This window comes from Paraburkholderia sp. FW306-2-2C-D06C, from assembly GCF_058781505.1.
In genome coordinates this window covers 37197-55681 of the sequence record NZ_JBYSWU010000057.1, presented here as the reverse complement: position 1 = coordinate 55681, position 18485 = coordinate 37197, and the positions used below count along the sequence as shown (strand labels likewise).

At 62.3% G+C, this 18485-nt stretch carries 15 protein-coding genes and 3 pseudogenes; 9 read left to right on the top strand and 9 right to left on the bottom strand.

Features of this window, described 5'->3' with window-relative positions:
- The 6 genes and pseudogenes from AC3WLT_RS31005 to AC3WLT_RS30980 form a co-directional block, all read right to left on the bottom strand.
- Positions 1 to 275, bottom strand: a pseudogene (locus AC3WLT_RS31005) (IS110 family transposase); the annotation flags it as partial.
- A 406-nt stretch (positions 276 to 681) separates the two neighbouring features.
- Entirely contained in the window at positions 682 to 819 is a 138-nt protein-coding gene (locus AC3WLT_RS31000; protein ID WP_492595457.1) for a hypothetical protein, read from the bottom strand.
- Positions 820 to 1713: 894 nt separating this feature from the next.
- Complete coding sequence (locus AC3WLT_RS30995; protein ID WP_492595456.1) at positions 1714 to 2904, bottom strand: glycosyltransferase family 87 protein; 1191 nt, start codon at positions 2902 to 2904, stop codon at positions 1714 to 1716.
- Between the two features lie 16 nt (positions 2905 to 2920).
- Positions 2921 to 4621 carry a putative bifunctional diguanylate cyclase/phosphodiesterase gene (locus AC3WLT_RS30990; protein ID WP_492595455.1) on the bottom strand — a complete coding sequence of 567 codons (1701 nt, stop codon included), beginning with the start codon at positions 4619 to 4621 and terminating at the stop codon, positions 2921 to 2923.
- A gap of 275 nt (positions 4622 to 4896) precedes the next feature.
- Positions 4897 to 5406 carry a GAF domain-containing protein gene (locus tag AC3WLT_RS30985; RefSeq protein ID WP_492595454.1) on the bottom strand — a complete coding sequence of 170 codons (510 nt, stop codon included), beginning with the start codon at positions 5404 to 5406 and terminating at the stop codon, positions 4897 to 4899.
- 219 nt (positions 5407 to 5625) lie between these two features.
- The gene (locus AC3WLT_RS30980) at positions 5626 to 6051 is read right to left on the bottom strand and encodes a TOBE domain-containing protein (protein ID WP_492595453.1); all 426 of its coding nucleotides are present in this window, start codon (positions 6049 to 6051) and stop codon (positions 5626 to 5628) included.
- A 142-nt stretch (positions 6052 to 6193) separates the two neighbouring features.
- On the opposite strand from AC3WLT_RS30980, the gene AC3WLT_RS30975 reads away from it, so the two are divergent.
- The 3 genes from AC3WLT_RS30975 (at position 6194) to AC3WLT_RS30965 (ending at position 9835) form a co-directional block, all read left to right on the top strand.
- The gene (locus AC3WLT_RS30975; RefSeq protein WP_492595452.1) at positions 6194 to 7849 is read left to right on the top strand and encodes an SH3 domain-containing protein; all 1656 of its coding nucleotides are present in this window, start codon (positions 6194 to 6196) and stop codon (positions 7847 to 7849) included.
- Positions 7850 to 8091: 242 nt separating this feature from the next.
- Positions 8092 to 8553: a VOC family protein gene (locus AC3WLT_RS30970; protein ID WP_492595451.1), complete on the top strand. Its 462-nt coding sequence runs from the start codon at positions 8092 to 8094 to the stop codon at positions 8551 to 8553.
- A 73-nt stretch (positions 8554 to 8626) separates the two neighbouring features.
- Positions 8627 to 9835 carry an MFS transporter gene (locus tag AC3WLT_RS30965; protein WP_492595450.1) on the top strand — a complete coding sequence of 403 codons (1209 nt, stop codon included), beginning with the start codon at positions 8627 to 8629 and terminating at the stop codon, positions 9833 to 9835.
- A 306-nt stretch (positions 9836 to 10141) separates the two neighbouring features.
- On the opposite strand, the gene AC3WLT_RS30960 is transcribed toward AC3WLT_RS30965, so the two are convergent.
- Entirely contained in the window at positions 10142 to 11065 is a 924-nt protein-coding gene (locus tag AC3WLT_RS30960) for a recombination-associated protein RdgC (protein ID WP_492595449.1), read from the bottom strand.
- Positions 11066 to 11271: 206 nt separating this feature from the next.
- Between AC3WLT_RS30960 and AC3WLT_RS30955 the strand changes: the two are divergent.
- The 4 genes and pseudogenes from AC3WLT_RS30955 to AC3WLT_RS30940 all read left to right on the top strand — a co-directional run.
- Positions 11272 to 11460 (top strand): annotated as a pseudogene (locus AC3WLT_RS30955) (ester cyclase); the annotation flags it as partial.
- Between the two features lie 88 nt (positions 11461 to 11548).
- Positions 11549 to 11869, top strand: a complete 321-nt coding sequence (locus tag AC3WLT_RS30950) for a hypothetical protein (RefSeq protein ID WP_492595448.1) — start codon at positions 11549 to 11551, stop codon at positions 11867 to 11869.
- 314 nt (positions 11870 to 12183) lie between these two features.
- A complete protein-coding gene (locus tag AC3WLT_RS30945; protein ID WP_492595447.1) occupies positions 12184 to 13440 on the top strand; it encodes an O-antigen ligase family protein in 1257 nt (418 codons plus the stop codon).
- Positions 13437 to 14447: a glycosyltransferase gene (locus AC3WLT_RS30940; protein ID WP_492595446.1), complete on the top strand. Its 1011-nt coding sequence runs from the start codon at positions 13437 to 13439 to the stop codon at positions 14445 to 14447. Before AC3WLT_RS30945 ends, AC3WLT_RS30940 begins: the two co-directional genes overlap by 4 nt.
- 66 nt (positions 14448 to 14513) lie before the next feature.
- Here AC3WLT_RS30940 and AC3WLT_RS30935 read toward each other — a convergent pair.
- Positions 14514 to 14729: pseudogene (locus tag AC3WLT_RS30935) on the bottom strand (transposase); the annotation flags it as partial.
- A gap of 302 nt (positions 14730 to 15031) precedes the next feature.
- Between AC3WLT_RS30935 and waaC the strand changes: the two are divergent.
- Together waaC and AC3WLT_RS30925 are read left to right on the top strand one after the other, a co-directional pair.
- Positions 15032 to 16060, top strand: coding sequence for a lipopolysaccharide heptosyltransferase I (gene waaC / locus AC3WLT_RS30930; RefSeq protein ID WP_492595445.1), 1029 nt, complete (start codon positions 15032 to 15034; stop codon positions 16058 to 16060).
- Positions 16061 to 16126: 66 nt separating this feature from the next.
- Positions 16127 to 17230: a glycosyltransferase family 4 protein gene (locus tag AC3WLT_RS30925; RefSeq protein WP_492595444.1), complete on the top strand. Its 1104-nt coding sequence runs from the start codon at positions 16127 to 16129 to the stop codon at positions 17228 to 17230.
- 99 nt (positions 17231 to 17329) lie between these two features.
- Here AC3WLT_RS30925 and AC3WLT_RS30920 read toward each other — a convergent pair whose 3' ends face one another.
- Positions 17330 to 18397 (bottom strand): glycosyltransferase family 4 protein, encoded by a 1068-nt coding sequence (locus AC3WLT_RS30920; protein WP_492595459.1) that lies wholly within the window; start codon positions 18395 to 18397, stop codon positions 17330 to 17332.
- Between the last annotated feature and the right edge of the window lie 88 nt (positions 18398 to 18485).

Here is an 18485-nt window from a genome sequence, read left to right as displayed (position 1 = left end):
GGCTTTTTCGGAATCAGCGATGGGGCGCACACCATGCATCCGAATCCCTTCTGCACGAGCTGACGGTAAAGCCCATAACCGCATGGACCGGCCTCGTAGACAACGCGGATGTGCTGCGCCTTGGACTGCAGGCGCCTGCACAGGCGATCGACATCCGCCTGCGTCGTGCCGGTCTTGCCCAGCAGTTCGACTTCACCCGAACCGCGCGCATACGCGACCGTGATCGATTCCTTGTGTACATCGAGACCGACATACAGCGTGCTATCGTGTTCCATGCTGGTCTCCGTGCCGGAAATCGCCGGGTGCGGCCCTGTCCGCACCGTGCGGCTCTGGCAGCAATGCTAACCCGCGTCTGATTCCTCACGGCAGGCCAGCCTTTGCCTCACGGGAGTCATAGTGTCTAGCCGGGATTGCGGTCGTCGCCCAGCGGTCGTCGCCCAGCGGTCGGCGCCCGACACCATTCCCAGGCCGAGGGCGACCGCGGCCTTGCTCGATTGAACGGCATCCGTCAACTTCTTGAGCTGAACATTAAGCTTTGTAATTGTTTGTGCCTTCTGTTCGTCTTGTTGTTTTGCATCGGATAACTGCCCTGGTATCTCCTGCATCTGTTTGATAGCGTCATCCCTTTCGTTCGCAAGCTTCGCTGCCTCCGCTTCTGCCGATCGGAATGCGCTGGCAAGGTCAGTCCTCTTCCTTGAACACGAATGATGCGGCGATCAGAATTAGGCCACTCCAGAGAAATACCTGCCCGAATATTCCGCTTGTCCCGAAACCGCCGCCAACCATCGCGGCGCTCACGTAGTAAAAGAGCGTGCCCATCTTGATCCCCTAGAGGAACCCCCGGCACGATTGTTTCAGCCACTATACCGCGTTGCGTCCCGGCTGGATCAACGCCGGCGCACAAACCTCTCGCGTTCAATCTGGCCGTCCTCCGCGCGGTCAATGCAGCATCGGCGCACACATTGCCGCGATGTCGGCGTCGAGGCCCTCAGCGTTTCGTCTATCGAACTATGAAGAAAAGCCGGGTGCCATGTTGCGCGCCGCCAGCGCCGCGGGTTCCGTGCGGATGACTCGCAGGAAATTGTCCTTTCAGCATTAGCGCGGGTTCGCGAGGTAGCGCTCGCCACTTCTTCGCCACTGCGTTCCGCTGCCCCGTCCTGAACCAGGCAACACCATCGGCTCAGAGCGCCTTGGGCCAAGCGACTGGTTACGGAACGTGAGTGTCAGTGCGGGCCGGTCGGATGCTATCGGTAAACGATGCGGCCAATGCCGACGGCTGGCGTGCGACGGCGACGGAGAGCCAGCCATCTACCCGGAGCGGCCAGTGGATAGGCAATTGCAGCCATGCTAGGCATGCATTCGGCGTGACAAAGGACGGGCGAGGAACGTCAGCATTGGTAAGCCGCATTGTCTATGCGGCGGCTGCGCGATATTCTTTGACGGTTATCATCATACGGATAGCCGGTACGTCAAATGAACATCGGCTCTTTTCTTGCCGCGGTAGTTAAGTCACCGTTCAGCACGGAGGCACGCGAAACGCTAGGTGGGCGATCCTTCACACTTGGCATGTTGGAAGAGGCCATGCAAAAGGGCCGGTGGGAATCGTAACCGCCTTAGCTTCCAAGGTCCGAACGCGGTTTGTGTTTGCTGCCTGCACTCGCGGCTTAAGCGTTTGCAGGTTGGGGCGATTTCATGTGGCAAAGAAATCGCATCTCACCTCGTGCCGGAGAAATGGCGACGCAAGATGATCGCGAGCAACCCGACTAGAATGGCGGGCGCCAATTGGAGATGAATATCGAACCGTGACGCGAAAAACCCCACCGCCGGCATCATCCAAGCCGCCGCGAGCGCAATCGACTCGGCGCGGCCCAATGCGACTGTTTCGGCATCCCGGAGAAGAAACACGATCGGCAACGCGAGCCACGCAAGATCGTAATACATAAAATACGGTTGAACGAGCAGCGTCGTGACCACCAAGGCCGCAGCGCGCAGTTCTAACCTGGCGCCCTTGACCCATAGATAAGCCATCGCGACCGCAGCCGGCACCGCCACGACGGCGTGGATAATATATGCCACCCGTACGGAAAGCCCTGCGAACCTTCCGACCGCGAATAGGGTCGGCATTCCACTCCACAATTCGTGACCGTGTTCGATGGCAATCCTGTTGAATTCTGGCAGGAATGAAGCAAACGCGATCCACGCCTCGCGACCTAATGCCAGCGCGCTAATACCAACAAACGCAATGCTGCATACACCCGCCGATGCCAGTGCTTTCCACTCCCGCCCACAAATCAACGCGACGGGAAACAGAATGCCGAATTGCGGCTTGATGGTGAGCGCGGCAATGCACGCGCCGGCGAGTATCGGACTTGATGAGAGCAGCGCGAGCGCGCCGCCGGCGATAGCCGTCGTGAGGAGCGAATTTTGACCGGTAATGATCGCGACGGCGACACCTGGAAATGCGATCATCGCTATGAATGCGCTTCGGCTGATCTTGTGAGCAATCCTCGCTATTGTCGCGCCGTATGCGGCAATGCCGATTGCGAGAAATACGATGAGCGCGAGGCCAAATGACAACAATCCAAGCGGGAGGACGACGAGCAGGAATGTCGGCGGGTACGGCCATGGCGCAAACGACTCATGCGGCCATAGCGCCGACTCAATGGGACGCATCCAATGCGCCGAGAACGCGGCCGCCGCTCCATGTTCGAGTGCGACGCGCGCTGCGGACCAAAAGATTACGAAATCAGCTCCGACCATTGGGGCTGATCGGTCGGCGAGCGCGTAATATCGAAAGCCCGAGATCGCAAGCACAAGGCATTGGGCTGCAAGTGCCGCAAGCCCATAGATCAAGATGCGCTGTTCGCTGATTCGTTTGACTGACGATGTTGATGTAACCGGCATGGCCGCCCCGTTTTCCTCAACCCGCACCCAACGGCTCCAGCAGACTGCCCAGCGCCGCGGCCGTAACCGGGCGCGAGAACCAGAACCCCTGCGCTTCGTCGCAACCGAGCGCCTCCAGCTGCGCGGCCTGCTCGGCCGTCTCGACGCCTTCGGCAGTCACCCGCAGTTTCAACGCATGCGCCATCGCGATGATCGCGCCCACCAGCGCCGCGCATTGCGGATCGGTGGTCATGCGCATCACAAACGAGCGGTCGATTTTCAGGCGATTCAGCGGAAAGCGCGTTAGGTACGCGAGACTCGAATAGCCCGTGCCAAAGTCGTCCACCGCGACTTCAACGCCCAATTCACGCAACGCATGCAGCGTTTGCAATGCCTGCTCGGTGTCGTCAAGCAGCACACCTTCGGTGATTTCCACTTCCAGATACGAAGGGTCGAGCGCGGCTTCTTCCAGCGCCTCGCGAATCGTCGAGAACAGGTTGTGCCGCTGGAACTGCTGCGGCGACACGTTCACCGCCACCCGCGGCAAGGTGCCGGTGAGCCGCAGCAATTTGCCCGCATCCCGGCACGCGGTGCGGATCACCCATTCGCCAATGCGCTCGATCAGGCCTGCCTCCTCCGCGACCGGCACGAATTCGACCGGACTGATCAAACCACGCTGCGGATGGTTCCAGCGCAGCAAGGTCTCCACTTGCGCGATGCAGCCGGTTGCGAGCGTCACTTGAGGTTGATACACGAGATGCAACTGCTGACGCTCGAGCGCGTCGCGCAGCATCGTCTCCAGTTCGAAGCGGCGCGCCGCCTGGCCTTCGAGCGCGGCGGAAAAACGCCGCACCGCATTGCCGCTCACCGCCGAAGCCGCCGACAACGCCACGCCCGCGCGACGCATCAGCGTCGGCGCGTCGCCGCCATCGTCCGGATAAGCGACGATGCCGATGCTCGCGGTGATGTTCAGCGCGGTGCCTGCATAGTCGATCGATTCGGCAATGCGGGCGAGTGCTTCCGCGGCGAATGCATCGGCGGCCGCGCCGCTTTCGGTGATCAGCAGCGCGAATTGCGTGCCGCCGATCGAGGCGATCGTACCGTCGTTGGGAAACAGACCGCGCAACCGTTCGCCGACGATCTGCAACACCAGCTCGGCCGCGTGCAAACCGAGCGCGTCGCGCAGTTTGCGCAGATGGTCGAGTTCGGCGATCAGCAGCGTAAAACCGCTGCTGGTTCGCTGACAGCGCGCGATTGTCAGATCGAGGCGTTCGGTGAATAGCGTCTGATTGGGCAGACGCGTCACGCCGTCGTGATGCGCGACGTACCACAGTCGCGCCTCGGACTGCGCATAACGCGTCATGTCGATGGCGATGCCGACATAGCGCGGCGCCACATCGCCGGGAAGGTCCGGTTCGGCAACCAGTGGCGCCAGTGCAAGAACCACGCGGACGGGCGTGTTGTTGCGCCGTATGCAGGTCCATTCGCCTTCGTAGCGCGAGGTTACGGCGGCTAGCGCCGGCCATTCGGCGCGGCGCCTGGCAAGTTCGGCGGGATCGTGCAGTGACTCGAGGGTGCGAAGGCCAACCAGTTCTTCGGCGGCAAAACCCGTCAGCCGTTCGAAAGCGGCGTTGACACTGTCGAACGTGCCGTCCGCGGTGCAGATAAACATGCCGTATGGCGCCGCCAAAAGCGCGGCATCGCGCGTGCGCGTTTCGGCGTAGGAGGGATCTTGCATCGCGCCGGCCTTTGATTTTCCTGAGTATGGGAAACGAATTGAAGCGTTCCTGACGCGGACGGCAAAGACGGCGCGGCCGACAGGGTGGTGCGATCCTCCATGCAACCGTGCGTATGATAACGGCTTTCCTGGCCGGACATTATCGTGGTGGATCGACTCCCAAACCAGTGAGGATAGTGCGGTCAGGCGCCGCTTCGAGCGCGTGGAGAGTGCGCTATATCGGCACGAGGCCCGCAGTGGCGCGGGCGTGCCGTCGGTCCTGCTAGCCGCGCTTCTTAAGACGCCGACGGCGCGCGCGGCAACGCGGCTTCGATGAACACCGCGCACAGCGCTTCCATTCCCCTGGCATCTTCCTGGTCGAAGCGTTCGACGATCGGGCTATCGACGTCCCACACGCCGATCAGCGTGCCGTCCGGTGCGACGAGCGGCACGACGATTTCCGCTTGCGATGCGCAATCGCAAGCGATATGGCCGGGAAATTCATGCACGTCGCGCACGACTTGTGTCTGGCGAGTCTGCGCGGCCGTGCCGCACACACCCTTGCCGAGCGCGATGCGCACGCAGGCAGGTTTGCCCTGAAACGGCCCGACCACGAGTTCGCGGCCGTCGTGGAAGTAAAACCCGGCCCAGTTCAGATCGCTCAACGAATGAAACACGAGCGCCGAAAAGTTCGCGGCATTGGCGACCCAGTCGGTTTCGTCGGCGAGAAGCGCGCGCGCCTGGGCAACCAGTTCTTCGTATTGCGCGGCTTTGGGCAGATGCGAGGCGGAGGAAACTTCGAACATGACGGTGTCCGTGGTGAAAGCGGAAAGAGGAACAAGCAGGCGTGCAGTGTAAAGCAAGCCGTCATTTCATTCACGGCTCGAGCCGCCACGCATGCCGGTCTCTTTCCGCCCTGTCTGTTTCAGGCGTTGCATGGACCGAAACCGTCACGCTTCGCTCGCGCTTCAGTCAAGCTTCAGTCGCGCTTCACTCACGCTTCGCCGCCGCGAGCGCTGCTTCGATCATTGATCGACGCCGATGATCACGCTCGACGCCTTGAAGATCGCCGTTGCCGGTTTGCCGTTCGCGAGACCGAGGCGGTCGACGCTTTCGTTGGTGATGATCGCGGCGATCTGCGCGCCGCCCGCGGTGATCGTCACTTCCGAATTCACCGCGCCCTTCGTCACCGCCGACACCGTACCGGCGATGCAATTGCGTGCCGACACCTGGCTCTTCGCCACGTCGACCACCACGATCACCGATGATGCCTTGACCAGCGCGAACGCCGGTTGGCCTGCCGCGAGTCCGAGCGAAGCCGCGCTGCCGTGCGTGATGATCGCCACGATCTCGAGACCGTCCTGAGTGCGCAGCATGACTTCGTCGTTCACTGCACCGTGTTTGACTTCGGCCACTTCGCCGGCGAATTGATTGCGTGCGCTGGTTCGCATGAGTGATCTCCTGATGATGCGGCCTCGATAAACAATTCGAGGCTATCGGTCGAATGTGAAAGCGAGTGTATCGGAACGCACGCCGCGCGACACCGTATCATCGAACCCCCGGCCCCCTTTTTTGACCATTCCCGTCGAACCCATGCCTGCTGCCGTCACCTCCCGCCTTGCAACCCTGTTCCCGGCCGCCTGGCGCGCCACACGGCGGACCGTCCCTGCCAACCTGCTGCGCGCCCTCTACGGCGTCGCGCTGTGCACCGCCCTCGCCGCCTGCAGCAATCCCGCGCCGACGCGCGAAGCGCACGCGCCAGCCGACACCGTCACGCTGTTCCCGATCGCCAATTACGACCAGAACGTCGATCACTGGCTCGAACCGGACAGTCCCGGTTACGACCAGCCGTTCCTGAGTCCCGCCGATCAGCACGCGCATTTCAAGGCGCTCTACGCGCGCTACTTCGGCACCGGCACGAACGCGCCGTCGCCGTGGAATTCCGCTTTTGTGAGCATGCGGGTCTATCGCCAGCAAGGCGCCGACATTGCCGCGTTGCAGCAACGCCGGATCGCCAAATACGACAACATGGGCAAGACCGACGCCGAGCTCGGCTACGGCGAGAATTTCCGGCCGCACGACAAGGCGTGGATCGACGCGATCGCGCACAACATGAACGTCGGCCAGTTCGAGCAGGCGCCCGCCTATCGGCCTGAGCGCCGCGCGATCGCCACGGGTAATCTGATGGCGCGCGAGCTGCCGACCATGGACCCGTCGTTCTACGACCATCGCCTGGCCGGCGAAGGCTATCCGTTCGACAACCTGCAAATCTCGGCGGTGCGTCCGGGCTCGCCGCTGTATGTGCTGGGTACGAGCGTCGACGGCGCGTGGGCCTACGTGCAGACGCCCGACGTGCAGGGCTGGGTGCGCAGCGACGGCGTCGGCATGACCGATGACACCTTTGTCGACACCTGGCGCGCGGCCACCGGCAGGTCGCTGGGCGCGGTGACGGTGGCCTCGGCGCCCGTGCGAGACAGCCACGGCGTGTTCCGCTTCGCTGCGCCGGCCGGTACGCTGCTGCCGCTCGCGCCTGAAAACGCCAGGCGGCCCGCCGGCAAGAACGCCAACGCGACCGCAATCAGGAACGCAATCACGACCGCAATCGGTAATGCGGACCAGCCCGCCTCCCGTCAGCTCCTGGTCCCAGCTCGCGATGTGGACGGCCATGCGACTATCCGCACCGCCCAGCTCGACGAAGCGCAAATCGCCCCGCTACCGCTCGCCGCCACGCCGCGTCATCTGGCGATGCTGATGAAAACGCTGATCGGGCGACCGTACGGCTGGGGCAATAGCGGGCTCTACAACGACTGTTCGTCGGATCTCCAGAGCATCTTCGCGGCGTTCGGCGTGTGGCTGCCGCGCCATTCGTCGACGCAGATGAGCGCCGGGCGCATGGTCGATCTGTCGGCGTCGACGCCGGCGCAACGGCTCGACTATCTTGCGCAGCACGGCGAACCGATGCGTACGCTGATCTACATCGGCGGCCATGTGATGCTGTACATCGGCAACACCACCCGCAACGGCGTCGCGGTCCCGGTCGTCTATCAGGACGTGTGGGGCTTACGTCCGGCCGACAATAGCCGGCGCGCGGTGATCGGCGGCTCGGTGATTCTGCCGCTGTTCGAACACATTGTGGAAGACGCCGCGCTGCAATCGCTGGCGGCAACCCCGACGTTCCAGATCAGTATCCTCGGCGCGCCCGCCAGCGGCGCAGCGACGCCGCCTGACGACGACAACCCGGCCGGCTAACGAGGTCGAGCAAGGGTTGGGTGCAAGGGTTGGGTGCAAGAGTTGGACGCAAAGGCTGCGCACGGGTTAAGCATGGATCAGGCGCGGATTGAGTGCATTGAAGCGAACGCTGACGCCCGCGCCCGAAAATATTTTTTCCGGGGTGTCGATCCAACCGCGCCTCAGTCGTCGTAACGTTGAAGACCCGGCTCGCGCAGCGGGGCTTTCAACTCTCGAACCTGTTACTTCAAGGAGTCGCCGTCATGTCCAGCCCCGTCAAACCGATCCCGGAAGGGATGCACTCGCTCACCCCCTATCTGATTTGCGCCAACGCCGCGGATGCCATCGCGTTCTACACCAAGGCGTTCAATGCTGTCGAACAAGTCCGCCTGCCGGGCCCGGACGGCAAGGTCATGCACGCCTCGCTGAAAATCGGCGACTCCACGCTGATGCTGACCGACGAATGGCCTGAGCATCGCGCCGTCGGTCCGAAAACGCTGGGTGGCTCGCCGGTCACGATTCATCTCTACGTCGAAGATGTCGACGCCAGCTTCAAGCAGGCCGTCGACGCGGGCGCGACCGTCACGATGCCCGTCAGCGACATGTTCTGGGGCGACCGCTATGGCCAGATCCAGGATCCGTTCGGCCACAACTGGTCGCTCGCGACACATACGCGCGATCTGACGCCGGAACAGATTCAGCAAGGCATGCGAGACATGAAGTAAGCGGCGCGCCCGGCCGCAAGACCGCGTTCTTTGATAGGATCGTCGTCGACCCATAAACGGCGGGATATGAACGGTGCGCGTCAACCATCAGGCTTTCTTCTGCTCGCTGTTTGTCGCGCGCCTCGCCGATCAGATCCTGCTGTTTCTCGTGCCGCTCGTCGTGTTCCAGACGACGCACAAGGTCTCGTGGTCCGGCGTCGCGTTCTTTATCGAAACGCTGCCGCGCTATCTGGTGTTTCCGTTCTTCGGCGCGTTGTGCGACCGCATCTCGCCGCTCAAGCTGATGCGCGTGAGTCAGACCGTGCGCGCGCTGGTGTGTTTCGGCGGCGTGCTGGCTTATGCGCTGTTCGGCGGAATCGGCTGGCTGATCACGCTATCCGCGTTGTGCGGCGTGCTGACGAGCCAGGGCCTGGTCGCCCGCGAAGTGATGCTGCCGCAGATCTTCAGCACGCAGCAGTTTCAGCGCGTGCTGGCTTACTCGCAATTGGCCGATCAGCTCGGGTTCGTCCTCGGCCCGATGCTGGCCGCGCTGCTGCTCGGGCTGTGGCGCTGGGAATGGGTGGTCGGCGCCACCGGCGCGCTGTTTCTGCTCGCCGACGGCGCCCTTTTGCTGTGGCAACGCACGAGCGGTTTTAGCGCCGGCGCTCCGCCGCGCATCGAACCCGGCCACTGGACGCGGCCGCTGCGCACCGCGCTGCGGCATGTGCTGCTTCTGCCGGGCCTGAAGAAAGTCGTGCTGCTCGCCGCCGCCGAAAACCTGGTGATCGGCGTGACGCTCGCGACATCCGCCGCCATGGTGACCGGTATTCACGCGCAATCGAGCCGCTACTACGCCGGGCTGCAAACCGCCGGCGCGGTGGCCACAGTGCTGATCCTCCTGACGATCGCACGCACCTCGTGGCCCGCGCAGATGCTGGGCCGGGTCGCCTTCGTCGCGATCTGTGCGGGCGGCCTGATCGCCGGTGCGAGTGCGGACCATCGCGGCTATGCGCTCGGCTTCCTGCTGATCGTCGGCTTCGACAAGATGTTCAACGTCTACATCCGCAGCGCGCGGCAAAAAATCATCCCGCCGCAGGACTACGGCAAAACCATCGGCGTCATCATCCTGTTGAACAACATGACGCAGCCGCTCGCCGGTTTGCTGGTCGGCGTGTTCTCCGGACGGGCGCAGACCGGCTGGCTGATCGTGGCGCTGTCGCTGGCGATGGGCGGCATCGGCGCGGCGGTGTCGATTGGCGCGGCGCTGCGGCGGCGCAGGCGCGCGCTGGCGGTTGGGGAATGACGTGGGGCGTTTGTTTGTTTGCCTGCTGCGCGGGCAAACAAAAAGTGGTCGTGGACTTGTCCACAGAAAATGTTCGCAAATCTGTGCATAACTATCCGGCAAACTCTGCAAGCCATTGAAGCGCTTGCGATTTCCCCCGCGAAGCGGAAGTTATGCACGGCCCCGCGACGGGCCCGCATCAAGTCTGTCTCACTCGCGCACCGCGCCAGCGGCCTCTCCGCGCTCAGCGGTCCCGCTGAGCGCGGAGAGGCGCGCTGGATTGCCCAACGCGCCGGCATACAGCAGAACAAGAAAGCTCAAGAAAGCTCAGGCAGCTGCGGCTTGCGGCACCGCCTCGCCCTGCTCGCCACCCAACGCGTCGAGCAGATCGGCCAGCATGCGGTCGAGTTCGGCGGTCATCAGCGTGACGTCGGAATCGAAGCGCTCGTCGTCGTTTTGCGCGGTGGGGTCGCTCGCTTCCTTGAGGACGTCGAGCGGCGCGACGCGTTTGATCGTCAGCGACGGCGTCAGCACGAACGACACGCGATCTTTCCACGTCATCGCGAGCCGCATGCATTGCTTGCCGGCTTCGATATGACGGCGCATGTCTTCGGCATCCAACGCATGACCGACGTAACGCACCGTCGCGTTGCCTTGCGCGGCCGAGCGCAACTCGGTGTCCTGGTCGAGCGTGAAACCCGCGGGGCCCTCGCCGGAGAGCAGCCAGTCGGTCATCGCCGCGACCGGCGATTGAGCGACGCGCACCGTGCCGAGCGGCAGTTGATCGATCGATTTGACCAGCAGACCGCGCACCTCGTCGGCGACTGCTTGCGAAGCCGCGTCGATCACCAGCCAGCCGTTCGCGGCATCGATCCACACGCGCGTGTCGCGGCGAATGCTGAACGCGCGCGGCAGCAGTTCGTCGGTGACCTGCTCCTTGAGTTCGCGCATCTGTTTGCGGCCGGGCTTGAAGCCCTGCTGCTCTTCGAGTTCGACAGCACGCGCCTTGGTCACCTGAGTGACGACCGAAGCGGGCAGTAGTTTCTTTTCCGCGCGAAACACCAGCAACATCTGGCGGTTCAGCGAATAGACGAGCGAATCGTTATCGCGCGGCGACGCCCAGCCGTGGCTTTGCATCTCGACGCTGTTGCCTGGCGCGAACGCGTGCGGCGCCAGCCACTTCTCTATTTGTTCAGGGGTGACGGACCACGGAGCGGGAAGACGGTGAAGCTGAAGATTTTTGAACCACATGGACGGTGATGTACGGGCAAAGCGCGTCATTCTATATGACGGCGCCGGCCCGCGACGCAAGTCGGCCAGCGTTGGCCGAAGTTGGGTATGGATATCTGGGCGTGTCGCCGCGCTCGCCGGCATCGCGATCGGCGAGCGCGCTTGCCGGTTCTCCACCCTCTTGCGGTCGCCTCGAAGTCGGCGAAAAGCACCGCGATCGTGCCGGCCGCGCGTCGTTCCATCTGCATTTCTACGGACACTTCACTGGCCAGTTCCAGAACCTCAAAGGCAACGGTCAGACCGTCGGCTTCCAGGCTTTCGATCTTTATCGCGTGAAAGATGGCCGCATCGCCGGAAACTGGCACCTCGAAGACAATCTGACGCTGCTCAGGCAGCTCGGCGCAATCAAGCCATAGTGGTTTTGCCGCATGCGTCTTTGAGCGCGTTTTGCGTTCAAATCACCTAGACTTTTTTGAGAAGCGTGCGACATAAACGGAGGCGGCCATGTCCGATGAATCCGCACCCTGGCAGATGGTGGAGTACGAGGGTTTTGAGATTCACGTGGCGCCGTTTCTCAAAAACCCGCCCGATGAAGCACACCCGTCAGCCGTAGCCGACAACCGTTACACGTATGTCGGCTACGTCTGCCATCCGGGCGCCGATCCGGCTATCCCCGGGCATACGATCCCGTTTCATGCCGACGGCGAAGAGAGCTTCATCGGCAAGGAGGCGGCGTTGTACGAAGGTGTGCATGTGGGACGCAGCATCGTCGACGGCACGCATCCGGATTTGACGGTGTTGCCGTTGGTGACCGGCGGCGTCTAGGTGCGAGGCTGCCCCTACTGGACAGGCTGCCGGCGTACGGCAATGAAAAAAAGCAGGAGCCGTCAAGCCGCGCGGCAGGAAATGCGCCTTAGACAGATGCAGCAACCGGGCGGACAGGCCGTCCACGGTTCACGAAACACACAGCCCCACCGGAGCGAACTTTAGCGTGCATTACACTAACGGCCAGTTGGCGTAATCGGCGTTGTCACACGGTTATAATCGCGGTCGCCTTCCTGTCTTAAAATTAGCGCACTGAACCTCCGATCTTGGCATCGACAGACCGGAACGGTAATGTTCACACGAATTTTCGGCCTATGATTTTTGCCCCCAGTCTGATCTGGTTCAGCACCGCACTGCTATTTCTTGCCCCCGCCGTGAACCTCGTGTGGCGTGGTGGCACCGGTTACTGTTTCTTCGCGCTGGTCGCCCTCGCGCTGGGCGCAGCCGTCGCCAACCGGCGTACGCCCGGTTATTTCGCTGCGTTGCGAACCTATCGCTGGTACACGACCGGCATGCTGGCGCTGGTCGTCGCCATCGCCGTCCAGCAACTGTTCATGCACTACTGGATGCCACGCCAGTTCGACGCACTGTCGCGCTTCCTGTTCGCGCTGCCGTTGTTCCTGCTGCTGCGCCAGTTCCCGTCACGCAATCTGCGCATGATCGGCTGGGGGTGCGCAGCAGGCGCCGTCGCCGTGGGGATCTGGGCACTCGTCGATCAGCTGAAGGGCGGCTGGACCGATGTCAGCCGTCTCGACAACTACTACACGAACGCGATTCCGTTCGGCGACACTGCGCTGCTGCTGGCCTTCCTGTCGGTGTTTACGCTCGGCTGGGACGACGCCCGCGACTGGCGGGCGCTGACACTGAAGTTGCTGGCGCTGTTCAGCGGCGGCTACGCGTCGTACCTGTCCGGCACGCGCGGGGGTTGGCTCGCCATTCCCGTCTTCGTGGTCCTGCTCAGTTACCAGTACCACTGGTTCGCGCAAAAGAAGCGTTTGCTGATCGCAGTGCTTGTGATCATGGTTTGCAGCGCCGCGTTGCTTTCAACTGCACGCGTCATGACCCGGGTTGAACAGGCAACCGCGGACCTGGCGCAGTTGCGCCGCGGTGACGAAAACACGTCTGTCGGCTTGCGTCTTCAGCTATGGCAGGCGTCCTGGCGGCTGTTCACCGAACATCCCGCGTATGGTGTCGGCAAAGGGAAGCTGGTCAACGCCCTCGACGACATGTCGAAGCACGGCGAGGCAAAAGGCGAGATCGTCAACGAACGCGCGCACAGCGATTTCTTCTCGACGATCGCTGAAATGGGCGTGATCGGCGCGCTGTGCCTCGCGCTGTTTTATGTCGGCCTGTCAGCTTACTTCTGGCATCACCGGCACTCAGCCGATCCGGTGATCCGCGCCGCCGCGTATTCCGGGCTCGCCGTCGCCTCCAGCACCATTGTCTTCGGACTCACCATCGACGTCCTGGTCCCCGTGATGGTCACGGCCTTACTCGCCCTGCTGAGCGCCACGTTTCTAGCGATCATCGACTCACGCAAACGCGAGTTGTCGCGCCAACCCGCACCATGAGCCACAACGTTCCGAACAGCCCCTCCCCTGCGCCAGGCAAGCCATTAGTTTCGGTGCTGCTGATCGCTTACAACCAGGAAAGGGTCATCGCCGATGCGGTGAGCAGCGTGCTCGCACAAACGTACACGCCGCTCGAGATCATCATTTCCGACGATGCCTCCAGTGACGGCACCTACGTTGCAATCGAAGCAGCAACACGCGAATACAGCGGTCCGCATCATGTGATCACGCGCCGGAACACCGCCAACGAAGGGATCAGCGCGCATCTGTCACGCCTGGGATCGATGGCGCGCGGCGAATTGTTGTTCGTTGCCGCCGGCGACGACATGTCCGCACCCAATCGTTGCGAGAGGGTTGTCGAGTACTGGCTTGCGCATGACCGGCGCCCCGATCTGATCGCGACTGACCTCGCGGACATGGACGAAACTGGCCAGGTGCATGAACGCATGGCCCCGACCGAACTGGGCACCTATCGGGACTTCGACGATTGGGTCGCGAACAAGCCGTGGCTGGTGGGCGCGGCGCACACGTGGTCGCGCCGGCTGTTCGAGCGCTTCGGCCCAATGATGGCCGGCTCCGCAGCTGAGGACCAGATCATGACGTTTCGCGCCATTGTCTCGGGCGGCGCGCTGAGCGTGCGCGAACCGCTGGTGCGGTATCGGCGCGGCGGTCTTTCGGGCAAGCGCCGCTATCGAACCACGGCCGAAATGGTTGCTCGCATGCGCCAGGGCAATGGCTTCGCACTCGTGGAAGCGGCGCAGTTGCAGCAGGATGCGGATATCGTCGGCCTCGGAGACCGGATGCGCGCAGCCCTCGCGCCCAAAATCGCGCGTGAGCAGTTCATCCACGCGATGTTCAATGCGCGCGGCATATCGGAACGCATGGCGTTGCTGACGGGCACACGCAATGTGAAGCTGGGCCTGCGGATCCGCATGTTTCTCTACAACACCTGCCCCGCGGTCTACGCACCGGCGCTGTGGATCAAGCTGCAGAAGCGAAAAAGCTGACGGCGAAATACGCCGAGCCGGAGCCCTCGTCGCGGGTGGCCACCGGGCCCGCCCCAGGCCTGAATCGCCCTTGTAGTAGATCTTCAGCAACACTGCTGGATGATAGGTCAGGCGCCCCGTAACCGAAGACGTGGCGCCGTCAAAGCCGAGTGGCCCCAGTTCGAAGCCTTCGACAAATGCTTCTATTATCCTGACTGGGTTATCGTCGTCGATGAAGTCATCAAGGCATTCTGGAAGCAGAGTGACCTGCTTGCGATCTTCGCCTTCTATGAATCGCTTCATCCGCCCACCTCAGTTGAATGCGTTGATTCGGTTTAGGCGATCAGGGCGTTTTCACACAGCCTCCGGCCGTGCCGGACATGCCGGGCAAAATGCAGTCCTATACGGGGTTCCGGTATAATCGCGCGGTTAGGGATTACTCCGATCGGACCTGCCGCTCACACGGGTCAAGCTGATTCTCTCCTGAAGCGCCGGCCATCCCAATGCGCGATGTTATACGCCACTTCCGAAGCGTTCTTATCCGAGATACGGCAACGTCTATTCCAACCGGACAAGCCGCCCCGAAATGCCATACAACTGCTCTGATGAACAGAATTCTAATTGTCAAGGTCACTTCACTTGGTGATATCGTTCACGGTCAACCCATCGTATCGGATCTCCATCGAGCGTTCCCCGGAATCAAAGTGGACTGGGCTGCGGACGCAGCATTCTCCGATATACTTCGCTGGAACCCGGGTATCGATCGCGTGCTGTGCGCGCCACTGCGCAGTTTCAAGAAGCGGCGCAGCCTCGATGACCTGAAAGCCATTGCGGCTTCGATTAGCGAACTACGCCGTGAAAAATACGACGCCGTTATCGACGTGCACGGCGTCTACAAAAGCGCGATCATCGCGTTTCTCGCCCGCTCGCGCCGCCGCTATGGCTATAGCAATGCCGATCTTGGCGAGAGCGGTGCCGCCTTCGCCTATAACCAGCGCTTCGCGCCACGAGGCGATCTGAATGCGTGGGACGGACTGCGGGCCACCGTCAGTCAGACCTTCGGCTATTCGATCGACGGCCTGCCGCACTTCGGCCTGCGCGTTCCCCCGGCGGGCATCATGCCCGAAGCAGCGAAGCACGCACCATTTGCGCTGTTTTTCCACGCCACATCGAGTGACGAAAAGAAGTGGCCCATTGCCCATTGGCACGCCATCGGCCAGCCTCTCAGGAACCAGGGCATCACGCCCTTGCTGCCGTGGGGCTCCGAGTCGGAGCATAAGGACGCGATCGCGATAGCGGAAGGCATCCCGGGCGCCATTGTGTTGCCCCGTCTAACCGTGGAACAGGTCGCGCAGCACATCGACATGTCGGCTCTCGTCGTTGGCACGGACACCGGGTTCGTTCATCTCGCCAGTGCCCTGCAAAAGCCCACCGTCATGATTTTCACGGCGACATCGCGGCGCCATTTCGGCATTAGCGTGCAGGGCTTATCAACCTCGGTGGGTGATGGGGGACGGCCAGCTTCGATCGACGAAGTAAGAGAGGCTATCGATAGCGTTCTCGAAGGTTCCAGGCACCCCGAAAAGACAGACATCGCCGCTGGCCTAACGGCAAACTCGGCCAACAGCGTGTAAGCCAGCGCTTTCGAAACAATGAAAATATTACTAACAAACTTCCATTCCGGACGGGGCGGCGGTCACGTGACTTATCTGGTCGCGATAGCAAAGGCCTTGGCTCAGCGCCATTCCATCTATATGGCAACGCCATCCACCAGCACCCTATTTGCGCAGGCTCGGCCGTTGGCGGATGTGAATCTGATTCCCATGGACTTCCCCAGCAAAATCAATCAGCTCGGGAACATGTGGAGGTCGGCACGGCGCCTGCGGGTACTGATCACGCGCGAACGGATCGACGTCGTCCATGTCAACGGATCCGCGGACCATCGGCTGGTGATGATCGCGACCGCCGGCCTCGGGCGAAGAAAGCCGCGGATCATCTTCACGAAACACAATTCGATCGCCGTCGGCAAAGGGCTGGCTAACATCATCCGCGCCCGTCTGGCTACGCACCACGTGATTGCCGTTTCCGATTTCACTGCTTCCATGATGCGCGAGACGCCCTATCGCGAGCGCGGCGTCACCGTCGTTAAGAATGGCATCGACACGTCTCGCTTTTCTCCTCCCGATGCAGAAACGATGCAGAAGCGACGCCGCGAAATCGTGGGGGACGAAAACGCCGGCAAACTGATCATTGGAACCGTCACGGGCTTCGAATGGTACAAGGGGACTATGGACATGGTCGCCGCGGCCGCGGCCCTGCCGTTGCCGCTGCGCGAACAGGTTCACCTCATAGTGGTCGGTCCGGAACCCACCCCCGAACAATGGGCCATCATCGATGCGCTCAATATGCGTAACGCGATCACAGTGGCTGGTCTCCTGCATGACGTACGCACCCATATCGCCGCATTCGATCTCGGATTTGTCCTTTCGTACGCCATCGAAACCGTCTCCTTCGCGTGCCGGGAAATGATGGCCACGGCAAAGCCCGTGATCGTCTCAAGGTATGCGGGATTGCCGGAGAACATCACCGACGGTGTCGACGGGTGGATCGTCGAACCTCAAGCGCCTGCGCCATTGTCCGCGCGGCTCGCGGACATCGTCGCGCGGCGCTCGGAGGTCGCGGAAATGGGCAGGCTGGCGCGACTGCGGGCGGAAGCCCAATTCAGCGACCAGCATTTCATCGAGGGCACGGAAGCCGTCTACCGGCGCGTGCTGGAGGTGAAAAAGCGGCAACGGCTTATGTGAAGGGCTAACGCCATTCGAAACCGGCAGGAATCTGCCGGCCACAACAGCCGGGGTTGCAAGCAACGCCCCGGCCACCCTCAGGCAGCGCGCGAGCCGGTCTCACTTACGATCGTAAATGCGCGTTGCCAGCTCCAACAGTGCGTCCACGTGACCGGCGACCCGCGCGTCATAGAGCACCGCGTTGCGCGTGGACTCGCGCGGCGCCGGGTCGGCAAGCCGCTGCCGCACCGCGCGTTCGAGCGTCGCGCGCAGATCGGCGACATCGTCCGGGGCGAAAACAAACTTCGCGTGCTCCGCGATCGCATCACAACAACCGATGCTCGACGGGAAAATCACCGGCGTGCCGCACATCACTGATTCGACACCCACCAGCCCGAACGGCTCATATTTCGAGGCAAGAATCGTGAAATCGGCGGCCCGATAGGCATCCTCGATTTCTTTTATATAGCCGATATAGCGGATCCGCCCGGAAGTACGAGTCGGCGGACGTCCCGCGACGGCGAGCACCACCGGTAAGTCCGTATCGCTCAAGGCAGCTTCGATCAGCGGCAAACCCTTGCGCTCGTGACTGCTCGACGGAAACAGCAGTACGATCTCGTGATCCGCGAAGCCGAACTTGCGCCGCAGGGTAGCGCGCCGCGCGCTGTCGACCTGGGTGAAGCGCGCGCTGTCGACCGGCGGATAGAGCATGAGAATCTTTGCATCGTCGATGCCATACAACTCACGCAGTTCATCATGCATCAGCTTTGAGTGCGCGACGATCACACTTGCCCGCTCGTACTGACGGCGCTCGAGCGCGATCTGCCAACGGTCGGAACGCCGTTGATCTCGCCCGGTAGTGCGCAAAAACCCGAGATGCGTGCCGCCGCAGATCGCGATTTCCGACGAATCGACCCGGTTGCACCCAATCATCACGTCGACGTGCGCTGCCCGGCGCGCCCGACGCAAGCGCCACGAAAACCAGCGGTCACGCAGCTTGCCCGGCAGGAGCGACACATTGATACGATGCGGCTCGACCATGCGGCTTTCGGGCACCGACATATCGAAGCGGCGGGCGAAAAACGCCGGCTGGATGCCCTTCACGGAAAAGCCGCGCACGAGGTCCATGGCATAGCGCTCGAGACCGCCGCTGTGTTTCAGCGCATTACTTGAGAGTCCGATTTTCATCATTCAGGCGACCGCGCGTGAGCGCCCGGTCAAACAAAGGGAGGCGGCGGACAGGCGCATCCGGGTCATATGTGTTGCCGGTCCGAAC